Source organism: Microbacterium atlanticum (genome assembly GCF_015277815.1).
Lineage (GTDB): Bacteria > Actinomycetota > Actinomycetes > Actinomycetales > Microbacteriaceae > Microbacterium > Microbacterium atlanticum.
The window spans coordinates 1,929,650-1,942,181 of sequence record NZ_CP063813.1 but is presented as its reverse complement, the minus strand read 5'-3'; the positions used below and the strand labels follow the sequence as shown (position 1 = coordinate 1,942,181).

Here is a 12,532-nt window from a genome sequence, read left to right as displayed (position 1 = left end):
TCGGCGCCGCTTGAGAGGGCCCGAGAAGCGGCATCCCCCCTCCGGTATCTCCACCGGAGATCACGGATGCCGGGACGGATGACACCGCCAGGGCCCGGAGGAGAACGTGACGATGACTGATGTGCTGATCGATCGCCCGGAGCTGGAAGGCCTGGGTGTCTACGAGTTCGGCTGGCACGATGCCGATGCCGCGGGAGCCGTGGCCAAGCGGGGTATCGACGAGTCCGTCGTGCGCGGCATCTCGACGCTCAAGAACGAACCCGAGTGGATGCTCAAGACCAGGCTCAAGGGCTATCAGCTCTTCGGCCGCAAGCCGATGCCGACGTGGGGAGCCGATCTCAGCGAGATCGACTTCGACAACATCAAGTACTTCGTGCGCTCCACCGAGAAGCAGGCGGGCTCCTGGGAGGAGCTCCCCGAAGACATCCGCAACACCTACGAGAAGCTCGGCATCCCCGAGGCGGAGCGCCAGCGTCTCGTCGCCGGCGTCGCCGCGCAGTACGAGTCCGAGGTGGTGTACCACCAGATCCGCGAAGACCTCGAGGCCCAGGGCGTCATCTTCATGGACACCGACACCGCGCTGCGCGAGCACCCCGAGTTCTTCGAGGAGTACTTCGGCACCGTCATTCCGGCGGGCGACAACAAGTTCGCCGCGCTGAACACCGCGGTCTGGTCCGGCGGGTCGTTCGTCTACGTGCCCCCGGGGGTGCACGTCGAGATTCCGCTGCAGGCGTACTTCCGGATCAACACCGAGAACATGGGCCAGTTCGAGCGGACGCTGATCATCGCCGACGAGGGCTCGTACGTGCACTACATCGAGGGCTGCACCGCCCCGATCTACAAGAGCGACTCGCTGCACTCCGCCGTGGTGGAGATCATCGTGAAGAAGAACGCCCGCGTGCGCTACACGACGATCCAGAACTGGTCGAACAACGTCTACAACCTCGTGACCAAGCGGGCCGTCGCCCACGAGGGCGCGACGATGGAGTGGATCGACGGCAACATCGGCTCCAAGGTGACGATGAAGTACCCGTCGATCTTCCTGATGGGCGAGCACGCGAAGGGCGAGACCCTGTCGGTCGCGTTCGCCGGCCCCGGTCAGCACCAGGACGCCGGCGCCAAGATGATCCACATGGCCCCGTACACGCAGTCGTCGATCGTGTCGAAGTCGATCGCGCGCGGGGGCGGGCGCGCCGGCTACCGCGGCGAGGTGCGGGTGGATGCCAACGCCCACCACTCGGCCAACACGGTGCGCTGCGACGCGCTGCTGGTCGACACGATCTCGCGGTCGGACACCTATCCCGCGATCGACATCCGCGTCGATGACGTGCAGCTCGGCCACGAGGCGACCGTGTCCAAGGTGAGCGAGGAGCAGCTGTTCTACCTCATGAGCCGCGGCCTGCCCGAAGACGAGGCCATGGCGATGATCGTGCGCGGCTTCATCGAGCCGATCGCCCGCGAGCTGCCCATGGAGTACGCGCTCGAACTCAACAAGCTCATCGAGATGGGCATGGAAGGATCCGTCGGCTAGATGAGCCCCGTCACCTCGGCCCCCGCCGTTCCCGGCGCGAAGGGCCACTCCGATGGCGCCGGTGCGTTCGTACCGGTTCAGACCCGCTCCGAGCGTCCCCGTTCCTACGATCCCGCCGCCTTCGAGGCCCCCACCGGTCGGGAGGTGAACTGGAAGCACACCCCGACGGCCCGCCTCGCGCCGCTCTTCGCCGACCACGCCGCTCCGCGCGGCGTCATCGAGGTCGACGTCCAGGCGCCCGCCGAGCTGGTCCAGGAGCGACTCGGACACGGTGCTGCGCCGCGCGGGGAGGTGTTCCAGCCGGAAGACCTGCCGGCCGCCATCGCCTGGAAGCAGGAGACCGAGGCTCCGCTGCTGCGGATCCCCGCGGGGGTGGAGCTCTCCGAGCCGGTCGTGGTGACCCTGCGGGGGACCGGCGGTCTGGCCCACGCGCACGTCGTCGTCGAGGCCCTGCCGAACTCGCACGCCACCGTGGTGTTCCGTCACACCGGCACCGCGCAGCACGCGCAGAACGTCGAGATCATCGTGCGCGACGGCGCCCACCTCACGCTGGTGTCGGTGCAGGAGTGGGATGACGACGCCGTGCACGCGGCATCCCACCAGGCCCGTGTCGAGAGGGACGCGACGCTGCGCCACGTGGTCGTCAGCTTCGGCGGCGGCGTCGTACGGGTGAACCCCAGCGTCGAGCTTTCCGGCACCGGCTCGCGCGGTGAGCTGTACGGCCTCAGCTACTCCGACTCCGGGCAGCACCTGGAGAGCCAGGTGTACCTGCACCACAAGGGTGCCGAGACCAGCGGCGACGTCCTGTACAAGGGCGCGCTGCAGGGCGAGGGCGCGCGCAGCGTGTGGATCGGCGATGTGCTGATCGGGCCGGATGCCGTCGGCACCGACTCGTACGAGGCCAACCGCAACCTCGTCCTCACCGACGGCGCGCGAGCCGAGTCGATCCCGAATCTCGAGATCGAGACCGGCGACATCCGGGGCGCGGGGCACGCCAGTGCGACCGGGCGCTTCGACGACGAGCAGCTGTTCTACCTCCAGGCGCGGGGCATCCGCGAAGACGAGGCGCGACGCCTGGTGGTGCTCGGCTTCCTGGCCGAGATCGTGCAGAAGATCGGTGTCGAGGAGCTCGAGGCGGAGCTCTTCGCCGCCATCGAGAAGGAACTTGCGATGGAGGTCGCCCGATGACTGCGCAGCGCGTGTGCGCCCTCAGTGAGCTCGTCCAGGACGAGGCCCGCCGCGTGGAGGTGGACGGCGTCGCCATCGCCGTCGTCCTCGACTCCAGCGGCGAGGTGCACGCCATCGGCGATGTGTGCACCCACGGCGACATCTCGCTGTCGGAGGGCTTCGTCGACGGTGAGACGCTGGAGTGCTGGGCGCACGGCTCGGCCTTCTCGCTGCGCACCGGCAAGCCCCTCAACCTCCCCGCGTACGAGCCGGTCCCGGTCTTCGCGGTCACCGTCGACGGCGATGACGTGCTCATCGATCCGACCGTCAAGCTCGAAGTGAACTGAAGAAGGTACTGAACAATGTCTGTCCTCGAGATCCGCGACCTGCACGTGACGGTCGAGACGGATGCCGGCACCACCCCGATCCTCAACGGCGTCACGCTCACCATCCGCACCGGTGAGACGCACGCGATCATGGGGCCGAACGGCTCCGGCAAGTCCACCCTCGCCTACACGATCGCCGGCCACCCCAAGTACGCCGTCACCAGCGGCACCATCACGCTCGACGGCGAGGACGTCCTGGCGATGTCCGTCGACGAGCGGGCGCGCGCGGGCCTGTTCCTGGCCATGCAGTACCCGGTGGAGATCCCCGGCGTCACCGTGACGAACTTCCTGCGCACGGCGAAGACGGCCATCGACGGGGAGGCGCCGTCGATCCGCACGTGGACCAAGGACGTCAAGTCGTCCATGAAGAACCTCCGGATGGACCCGAAGTTCGCTCAGCGCAACGTCAACGAGGGCTTCTCGGGCGGCGAGAAGAAGCGCCACGAGATCCTGCAGCTCGAGCTGCTCAAGCCGCAGATCGCGGTGCTCGACGAGACCGACTCGGGCCTGGACGTCGACGCGCTGAAGGTCGTGTCGGAGGGCGTGAACCGCGCCAAGGCCGAGACCGACCTCGGTGTGCTGCTCATCACGCACTACACCCGCATCCTGCGCTACATCCACCCCGACTTCGTGCACGTCATGGTCGGCGGGCGCATCGTCGAGGAGGGCGGGCCGGAGCTCGCCGACCGTCTCGAGGACGAGGGCTACGACCGCTTCCTGCCCGCGGGCGAAGAGGAGCCGGCCGATGCCCCCGTGGGCAGCGAAGCGTAGGATCGTGACATGACGGCGACGCTCACGCCCGAGAAGTACGACGAGGTCACCGAGGCCCTCAAGGACGTCATGGATCCCGAGCTCGGGATCAACGTCGTGGACCTCGGCCTCATCTACGATCTCGGCTGGGATGACGAGAACGACGCGCTGGTCATCCACATGACCCTGACATCTGCGGGATGCCCGTTGACCGACGTGCTCGAGGAGCAGACGGCGCAGGCCCTCGACGAGGTCGTGGAGCGCTTCCGCATCAACTGGGTGTGGATGCCGCCGTGGGGCCCGGAGCGGATCACCGATGACGGGCGCGACATGATGCGCGCCCTCGGTTTCGCGATCTGACAGCCCGCCGTTTCGCACGGTGACGCCGCCGGCTCGTCTGCCCGGCTCTGCTCGCTAGGCTCGAACGGTGAGCGTCATCGCCCCCCTTCAGGCACTTCCCGTCGATCAGCTGCGGCTGCGCACGAGCACCAAGTGGCGCCGCTATCCGCAGGACGTGCTGCCGATGTTCGTCGCCGAGACGGACTTCGTGCCGGCGCCCGCGATCACGGCGGCTCTCGCGCGGGCGGTGCAGCTCGGCGACACGGGGTACACGCCCCCGGACCCCGGCATCCGCGCCGCGTACGCCGGCTTCGCGGAGCGCCGGTTCGGGTGGACGGTCGACCCCTCACGGATTCGCACCACGTGCGACGTCATGATGGGCGTCGTCGAGATCCTGCGGAGAGTCGTCGCGCCGGGGGACCGCGTCGTCGTGACGCCGCCGGTGTATCCGCCGTTCTTCGACTGCGTGCCCGAGGCCGGTGCCCTCGTCGAGCGCGTGCCGCTGCGGGACACGGGCGAGGCCTGGGAACTGGATCTCGCCGGCATCGAAGCGGCGTTCGCGGGCGGCGCTCGGGCGATCCTGCTGTGCAACCCCCACAACCCGACGGGCACCGTGCACTCGCGTGCCTCCCTCGCCGCCCTCGCCGACCTGGCGGCGACGTACGGCGCGGTCGTCGTCAGCGACGAGATCCACGCGCCGCTCACGGGTCGCGGCGCGACCTTCACACCGTTCCTGGACGCGTCGCCCACGGCCGCGCGCGTCGGCTACGCCGTCGTCAGTGCCAGCAAGGCGTTCAATCTCGCAGGCCTGAAATGTGCGCTGATGGTGACCGCCGACGATGCCACCACGGCGGTCGTGCGCTCCCTGCCCGATGAGGTCGAGTGGCGAACCGGGCTGTTCGGCGCACTCGCCGCCGTCGCGGCCTTCTCCGGTGAGAGCGACGACTGGCTCGACGCCCAGCTGGCGGCCCTCGACGTGAACAGAGTCCTGCTGGCCGAGCTGCTCGCCGAGCACCTCCCCGCTGCCCGGTACCGGATCCCGGATGCCGGATTCCTGGCGTGGATCGACCTCACGGCCCTTGCCTGGGGCGATAATCCCGCGGTGAAGGTGCTGCGCGACGCCAAGGTCGCCCTGCACTTCGGACCCCTGTTCGGGCAGGAGGGCGCAGGGCATGTCCGACTGAACTTCGGATGCTCGCCCGAGGTGCTGCGCGAAGCGGTGGAGCGCCTGGGCGCCCTGGCGCGCTCGTGACGGTCGAGCCGCACACCGGGATCTGGCAGGCGCGCTACGTCTGGGTGACCGTCGGCGCCGTCGCGCTGATCTTCCTGGCGGCCATGCAGTCGCTCGCGATCACGACGGTGATGCCCGTCGTGAGCGCGGACCTCGACGGCGAGAGGCTGTACGCCGTCGCGTTCGCGGGCACCCTGGCCACGAGCGTGGTCGGCATGGTCGCGGTCGGCGCCTGGTGCGACCGCGGCGGGGTGCTGGCGCCGCTGACCACCGCGGTCGGGCTGTTCGTGGTCGGCCTGGTGCTCGCGGGCCTCGCCCTCAGCATGCCCGTGCTCGTGGCGGGGCGTCTGGTGCAGGGCCTCGGGACCGGCGGGCAGACCGTCGCCCTGTACGTCGTGGTGGCCCGGGTCTACCCGGGCACCGTGCACGGACGGGTGTTCGCCGCGTTCTCGGCGGCATGGGTGGTGCCCTCGCTCATCGGGCCGTTCCTCGCCGGGGCGGTCACCGAACTGCTCCACTGGCGCTGGGTGTTCCTCGGTGTCGCCGCGCTCACGGTGGTGGCGTTCCTCATGGTGGTGGCGCGCCTGCACGGGCTTCCGCTGCACACCGATCAGCCCGCGACGGAGCGCGTCGGCCCGCGCCTGGCCTGCGCGGTCGCCGTCGCGCTGGGAGCCCTGGGTCTCAGCCTCGCCGGCGAGCTCGGGGCCTGGGCGTGGGCGGCGGTTGCGGCATCCGTCGCCGTCATCGGTCTGGCATCGCGCCCGTTGCTGCCGCCGGGGACGCTGCGCGCCGCTCGCGGCCTGCCGAGCGTGGTCCTCATGCGCGGGCTGATCGCGGGCGCGCTGTTCGGCGCCGAGATCTACGTGCCGTACCTGCTCATCGATGACTACGGATTCTCGCCGACCTGGGCAGGACTCGGGCTCACCGCCGCGGCGCTCGCGTGGGCGGCCGCCGCCGACGTGCAGGGGCGGTTCGGCGACCGGATCGGCAACGCCCGGATCACGCTGATCGGCTCGGGCCTGCTCGTCGCGTCGCTCACGATCGCGGCGGCCACCGCCCTCCTCGCGCTCCCTCCCGCTGTCCTCATCGCCGGATGGGGGCTGGCAGGCGCCGGGATGGGACTGATGTATCCGCGGCTGACCGTGCTGACGCTGGCGTATTCGCAGCCTCAGAACCAGGGCTTCAACTCCTCGGCGCTGTCCATCTCGGACGCCGTGGGATCGGCGTCGTCCATCGCCGTGATGGGACTCGTGTTCACGGCGCTGGCGACGACGGATGCCGGGTTCCCTGCCGTCTTCGCGGTCGGCATCGCACTTGCCCTCGCTGCCCTGGTGCCGGGGCTCCGCCTGGGGCACGCGCATGAGGTCGGGAAGTGACGCGGGCGAGATCCGGTTTTGGCGATCGGCAGAGGTAAGGCTAGCCTAACCATGTGAGCACTTCGATCGAGACCGGCACTCGACCGGCCTACCGCCCGTACCGGACGAGTGTCGTCGCGGTGGAACGGCTCGCGCCCCACTTCGTGCGCGTGACCTTCACCGGCCCCGACCTCGACGTCTTCGGAACAGCAGGCCTCGACCAGCGCATCAAGCTCATCCTGCCGCTCTCCGACGGCACCCTCAGCGACATCGGGCAGGACGACGCCGAGGCGGTCGACGACGGGAGCTGGTATCTCCGCTGGCGGTCGCTGCCGAATGCGGACCGTGGCGCGCTCCGCACCTACACGGTGCGGCGCATCGACCCTGCCGCGCGCCGGCTCGCCGTCGACTTCGTCGTCCACCACGACGCCGGCCCGGCGGGATCGTGGGCGGAGGCCGCCGCGGTCGGCCAGGAGCTCGTCATCGTCGGACCCGACGAGCGCAGCGAGGACCGCCGCTCCGGCCTGGACTGGCATCCCGGCACCGCCCAGCGCGTGCTGCTCGCCGGCGATGAGACGGCGGCGCCGGCGATCTGCGCCATCCTGGAGTCGCTGGACGCGTCGTACGAGGTGGACGCGTTCCTGGAGGTCCCGACCGCGGCGGACCGCCTCCAGCTGGACGTGCCCGAGCACTTCCGCGTGACCTGGCTCTCTCGAGACGACCGGCCGCACGGCGAGGTCCTCGCCCACGCGGTGCGGGCATGGAGCGAGGTCTCGGCGGAGATCCTCGCCAAGGCCGCCGCACCGCGCGCCCAGGACCTCGTCGACGTCGACGTCGACCGCGATCTGCTGTGGGACAGCCCCGCCGATGCGGAGGGCGACTTCTACGCGTGGATCGCCGGCGAGGCGGCCATGGTCAAGGGGCTGCGTCGCCACCTCGTCCAGGGGTGCGGTGTGGATCGCAAGCGCGTCGCGTTCATGGGGTACTGGCGCCTGGGCCAGTCCGAGCGACAGGAATGAGCGACGCGCGCACGCGGCGCGCTCGGGTGGTCCTGGCCGCGGCGCTCACCGTGCTCGCCGTCGCCGTCGTGCTGAGCCTGGGCGTCGGCGCCCGGGCGATCCCCCCCTGGGTCGTGTGGGAGGCCCTCACCTCGCCGGACCTGTCGGATGCGGACCACACGGTCGTGCTCACGCAGCGGATTCCCCGGACCGTGATCGGCCTCCTCGCGGGCGCCGCGCTCGCGGTGGCCGGCGCAGTGATGCAGGGTCTGACGCGCAATCCCCTCGCGGATCCCGGACTGCTCGGAGTGAACGCGGGCGCATCCCTCGCCGTCCTGACGGCGATCACCCTGCTCGGGATCACCGCTCCCGCCGGATTCGTGTGGTTCGCCTTCGGAGGAGCGGCGATCGCGGCGGTCGTGGTGGCAGCGATCGGCTCGCGGGGCCCGGACGGGGCGAACCCGGCCAAGCTCGCCCTCACCGGCGCCGCCGTCACCGCAGGCCTGACGTCGGTGTCGATCCTCATCCTGACCACCGACATCGTCGCGCTCGAGGTGTACCGCTACTGGTCGGTCGGGGCGCTCACCGCACGCGGCCTGGACGCCGTCGGCGCGGTGGCCGGTCCCATCCTCGTCGGCGTGGTGCTCGCGATCGCCAGCATCCGCGGACTGGATCTCATCGCGCTCGGCGAGGACACGGCCAGAGGGCTCGGCCACGACGTGACGCGCACCCGGGCGATCGGCATCCTCGCCACCGTGCTGCTGTGCGGCGGGGCGACCGCGATCGCAGGACCGATCGTGTTCCTCGGCCTGCTCGTCCCGCACGCGCTGCGCGCCTTCGTGGGAGACAGCTACCGCGACCTGGTCCTGCTCGGCATGCCGCTCGGTGCCGCCGTGCTCGTGCTCGCCGATGTGGTGGGTCGCGTCATCGCGGCGCCGGGCGAGGTGCAGGCGGGAATCGTCATCGCCTTCCTCGGCGCGCCGGTGCTCATCAGCCTCGTCCTGCGCCGGAAGCAGGTCACGCTGTGAGCGTCGTCGAGGCGGTGCGTGCCCGGACGCGCGTACGCCGGCGCTGGGTCGTGCTGGCTCTGACCGCCGTCACTCTGCTCATCGCCGCGTGCTTCCTCTCGCTGGGCGACTATCCGCTCACGCCGGACCAGGTGTGGCGCACGCTGTGGGGCGGCGGAGAGCGCGTCGAGGCGTACGTGGTGCTCCAGGTGCGGGCGCCGCGCCTGGCGATGGCCCTCACGGCCGGCGCTGCGCTCGGCACCGCCGGCGCGCTCCTCCAGGCGCTGCTGCGCAACCCGCTCGCGAGCCCCGACCTGCTCGGAATCTCAGGGGGAAGCGGTGTGGCGGCGGTCTTCGCCCTGCTCGTGCTCGGAACGACGGGGCCGGTGCTGACGGTGTTCGCTTTCGCCGGCGGTCTCACCGTCGCCGCGCTGCTGCTGTTCGCGGGGCGCGGGCAGCGCGCCGGCGGCTATCGGCTCATCCTCGCGGGGATCGGGGTGGCCTTCCTGTGCACCGCGATCACGAACTTCCTCATGGTGCGCGCGCAGGTCGAGCAGACGCAGGCGGCACTCGTGTGGCTCACCGGGAGCCTCTCGTCCACGCCCTGGTGGCAGGTCGTCACGCTTGTGCTCATCGGGATCGCCTGCATCCCGGCTGTCATCGCCTCCGCCCGCTGGCTTCCCATCAACCAGATGGGCCCCGCGACGGCCGCCGGCCTCGGCATCCGTACCTCCCGCGTTCAGCTGGTCGCGGTCGGCGCCGCCGTGCTTCTCACAGCGGCGACCTGCGCCTTCATCGGTCCGGTCGGCTTCATCGCCCTCTGCGCTCCGGCCATCGCCCGGCCGCTGCTCGGTCGCGGCGCCGTCGGCGTGGGTGCCAGCGCTCTGGTCGGCGCGACGCTGCTCGCCGCCGCCGACCTCGTCGCCCAGTTCGCCATCCCCGGTCTGCAGCTGCCTGTCGGGGTCGTGACCGGCGCGCTCGGCGCCGTGTTCCTGCTGTGGCTGCTCAGCACGTCGAAGGGACGCAACCTGTGAGCACAGACACCCCCACTCCGCGGCTCGTCGCGCGCGGACTCTCGGCCGGCTACCAGGACCGGCGTGTCATCGAAGGGCTGGACCTCGCCATCGCCCCGGGACGCATCACGATGATCATCGGGGCGAACGCGTGCGGCAAGTCGACCCTGCTCGGAGTGCTCGCCCGGCTCCGTCCGCCGACCTCGGGGACCGTGGAACTCGACGGCGTCGACGTCGGCACGCTGTCACGTCGGCGGTTCGCCCGCACGGTGGGCCTGCTGCCGCAGCAGCCGTCTGCGCCGGACGGGCTCACCGTCGCAGAGCTCGTCTCGCGCGGCCGCCATCCGCACCGCGGGGTGTTCCAGCGCTGGAGCACCGAGGACTCAGCGATCGTGGACACCGCCCTTGCCCGCACGGGGATGACGCAGCTCGCCGACCGGCCGGTGGGCGACCTCTCCGGCGGGCAGCGCCAGCGCGCCTGGATCGCGATGGCCCTCGCCCAGGACCCGCGGATCCTCCTCCTGGACGAGCCGACCACGTTCCTCGATCTCAGTCACCAGATCGAGGTGCTCGACCTGCTGCGCGAGCTGAACCGCACACAGGGAACCACCATCGTGGTGGTGCTGCACGAGCTGAACCTCGCCGCGCGGTACGCGGACGAGCTGGTCATCATGTCGCACGGCCGGGTCGTCGCCCACGGCGCACCCGCCGACGTGCTGACAGCGCAGACGGTCGCCGAGGCCTTCTCGCTCGACGCTCTGGTGATGCCCGATCCCCTCACCGGGACACCCCTCGTGCTCCCCGTTCCCGGCGGCGCTCACAGCGCCGCCGACCACGCCTGACCTCACCGAAAGGAAATCACATGTCACGCAAGCTCATCCGAAGCTCCGTCGGCGCGGCAGCGGTCGCCACCGTCGCGCTCGCGCTCACCGCGTGCGCGGGCTCGCCCGCTGCAGAGACGTCGACCGACGGGGGGACAGCCTCCGGGGCCTACCCGCTCACGATCACGAGTGCGCTGGGCGACGCGGTCATCGAGTCCGAGCCGACCCGGATCGCCACGTGGGGATGGGGTGCCACCGACGCCGTGCTCGCGCTGGGGGTCGTTCCGGTCGCCATCCCGTCCGACGACTACTCCGGCGGCGAGGACCGGATGGCGCCGTGGGTGGCGGAGGAGCTGGAGGAGCTCGGCGGCGAGGCCCCGACGATCCTCGACAACTCGACCTACGAGCTCTCCGTCGAGCAGCTGCTCGCCACCGACCCCGACGTGCTCCTGGCGCCCTACTCCGGTCTCACCCAGGACGAGTTCGACGCCGTGACCGAGGCCGGGGTCCCGGTCGTCGGATACCCCGACGGGCCCTGGACGACGCCGTGGCGTGACGTCGTCACGATCGTCGGGGAGGCGCTGGGCAAGGAGGACGAGGCCGAGCAGGTGCTGGCGGACCTCGATGCGATGGTCGCCGACGCGGCTGCGGCGCACCCCGAGTTCGCCGATTCCACGATCGCCGTGCCCACCGAGTCGGCCGGCACCTACTACCTGTACCTGGCGTCGGACCCGCGCGTGGAGATCCTCGAGGACCTGGGGTTCCAGACCCCCGCGAGCGTCGCCGACCTCGACACCGGCGAGAGCACGTTCTACACCACGGTCAGCCCGGAGAACCTCGACAAGATCGACTCCGACGTGATCCTCACCTTCGCCGAGACGCAGGACGCGCTGGACGCGTTCCTCGGGTCGGACGCAGGCAGACTCATCCCCGCAGTGCAGAGCGGCGCGGTCGCCGCCCTCGTCGGCAGCGAGGACGTCTCGGCGCTCTCGCCGACGCCGTTGACCCTGCCGTGGGGCCTGGACGCCCTGGTGGAGAAGCTCGCGGAGGCGACCGCCACCGCGCAGGGCTGACATCCTGGCCGTACCGCGACCCTGACAGCACGAGAGCCCCGGCCGCCCGGCCGGGGCTCTCGTGCGTACGTGGTCCGTCGTCACTTCTTCGCGGCGTCGGCCTTCCGCACGAGCGCCCACGCGCCCGGGATGATCGCGGCGGCGAGCGCGGCCTTGATGAGGCCGCCGACGATGAACGGCAGCAGCCCCACTTCGAGCAGTCCCGCGAAGGAGTAGTCCAGACCCATCACGACGTTGAGGATGAACGCCATGTAGGGGATGCCGAAGAGGAAGGGGACGACGCTGGCTGCGGCGAATCCGAGGAAGGCGAGGGCCGGACGGCGATCCCAGGCGCGTTCGGCGAACCAGCCCGCGAGGAACGCCGAGAAGATGAAGCCGATGACGAATCCGAAGCTCGGCTTGCCGACCGCGGCCAGCGTGCCGGTGAAGCCCGCGAACACGGGGAGCCCCGCGAGACCCACGAGCAGGTACGTCGTCAGCGCGGCCGCGCCGCGCCACGCGCCGAGCGCGGCGCCGACGACGATGACTCCGAGCGTCTGACCGGTGATCGGCACCGGCCACAGCGGGATCTCGACCTGGGCGAGGAGGGCGACGACCGCCGCGCCGGCGACGACGAGGCCGGCGTCGAGGGCGAAGGCACGGGCGCGGGAGGACGGGCGGGCGATGACGTCCGCGAGCACGCGGCGTGAGCCGGCGGCGGCGGTCGGAGCGGCGGCGATGGATGACATGGGACTCAGCCTAGAGGGCGGCGGATGCCTCCACTTGGACGCAGTCCACCAATGATCTGCCGTTCCGCTGTCCGGCGCGCACAGCCGCGTGCCCGCGTCGGCGGGCAGACGGACCGACGAGGGCTCCGGACGC

13 protein-coding genes are annotated in these 12,532 nt (G+C 70.9%); 12 read left to right on the top strand and 1 reads right to left on the bottom strand.

All coding sequences use genetic code 11. The features are described 5' to 3' along the window. The first annotated feature begins 112 nt into the window (after window positions 1-112). The 12 genes from sufB (at window position 113) to IR212_RS08750 (ending at window position 11,671) form a co-directional block, all read left to right on the top strand. Window positions 113-1,531, top strand: coding sequence for a Fe-S cluster assembly protein SufB (gene sufB, locus IR212_RS08805; RefSeq protein WP_194395580.1), 1,419 nt, complete (start codon window positions 113-115; stop codon window positions 1,529-1,531). Further along, entirely contained in the window at window positions 1,532-2,719 is a 1,188-nt protein-coding gene (sufD, locus tag IR212_RS08800) for a Fe-S cluster assembly protein SufD (protein ID WP_194395579.1), read from the top strand. Beyond that, complete coding sequence (locus tag IR212_RS08795; protein WP_194395578.1) at window positions 2,716-3,045, top strand: non-heme iron oxygenase ferredoxin subunit; 330 nt, start codon at window positions 2,716-2,718, stop codon at window positions 3,043-3,045. The genes sufD and IR212_RS08795 overlap by 4 nt, the downstream gene beginning before the upstream one ends. Before the next feature lie 15 nt (window positions 3,046-3,060). After that, complete coding sequence (sufC, locus tag IR212_RS08790) at window positions 3,061-3,855, top strand: Fe-S cluster assembly ATPase SufC (protein ID WP_194395577.1); 795 nt, start codon at window positions 3,061-3,063, stop codon at window positions 3,853-3,855. A gap of 9 nt (window positions 3,856-3,864) precedes the next feature. Beyond that, window positions 3,865-4,194 carry a metal-sulfur cluster assembly factor gene (locus tag IR212_RS08785; RefSeq protein WP_194395576.1) on the top strand — a complete coding sequence of 110 codons (330 nt, stop codon included), beginning with the start codon at window positions 3,865-3,867 and terminating at the stop codon, window positions 4,192-4,194. A gap of 67 nt (window positions 4,195-4,261) precedes the next feature. Continuing rightward, complete coding sequence (locus IR212_RS08780; protein WP_420488592.1) at window positions 4,262-5,425, top strand: MalY/PatB family protein; 1,164 nt, start codon at window positions 4,262-4,264, stop codon at window positions 5,423-5,425. Next, window positions 5,422-6,780: an MFS transporter gene (locus IR212_RS08775; protein ID WP_228479237.1), complete on the top strand. Its 1,359-nt coding sequence runs from the start codon at window positions 5,422-5,424 to the stop codon at window positions 6,778-6,780. Before IR212_RS08780 ends, IR212_RS08775 begins: the two co-directional genes overlap by 4 nt. Before the next feature lie 53 nt (window positions 6,781-6,833). Beyond that, entirely contained in the window at window positions 6,834-7,778 is a 945-nt protein-coding gene (locus IR212_RS08770) for a siderophore-interacting protein (protein ID WP_228479236.1), read from the top strand. Beyond that, window positions 7,775-8,785: a FecCD family ABC transporter permease gene (locus IR212_RS08765; RefSeq protein ID WP_194395574.1), complete on the top strand. Its 1,011-nt coding sequence runs from the start codon at window positions 7,775-7,777 to the stop codon at window positions 8,783-8,785. The genes IR212_RS08770 and IR212_RS08765 overlap by 4 nt, the downstream gene beginning before the upstream one ends. Further along, complete coding sequence (locus tag IR212_RS08760; protein WP_194395573.1) at window positions 8,782-9,798, top strand: FecCD family ABC transporter permease; 1,017 nt, start codon at window positions 8,782-8,784, stop codon at window positions 9,796-9,798. The genes IR212_RS08765 and IR212_RS08760 overlap by 4 nt, the downstream gene beginning before the upstream one ends. Then, window positions 9,795-10,619 carry an ABC transporter ATP-binding protein gene (locus tag IR212_RS08755; protein WP_194395572.1) on the top strand — a complete coding sequence of 275 codons (825 nt, stop codon included), beginning with the start codon at window positions 9,795-9,797 and terminating at the stop codon, window positions 10,617-10,619. The genes IR212_RS08760 and IR212_RS08755 overlap by 4 nt, the downstream gene beginning before the upstream one ends. Window positions 10,620-10,639: 20 nt before the next feature. Then, window positions 10,640-11,671: an ABC transporter substrate-binding protein gene (locus IR212_RS08750; protein WP_194395571.1), complete on the top strand. Its 1,032-nt coding sequence runs from the start codon at window positions 10,640-10,642 to the stop codon at window positions 11,669-11,671. Window positions 11,672-11,751: 80 nt separating this feature from the next. Here IR212_RS08750 and IR212_RS08745 read toward each other — a convergent pair whose 3' ends face one another. Continuing rightward, complete coding sequence (locus tag IR212_RS08745; RefSeq protein ID WP_194395570.1) at window positions 11,752-12,399, bottom strand: biotin transporter BioY; 648 nt, start codon at window positions 12,397-12,399, stop codon at window positions 11,752-11,754. Window positions 12,400-12,532 lie beyond the last annotated feature (133 nt).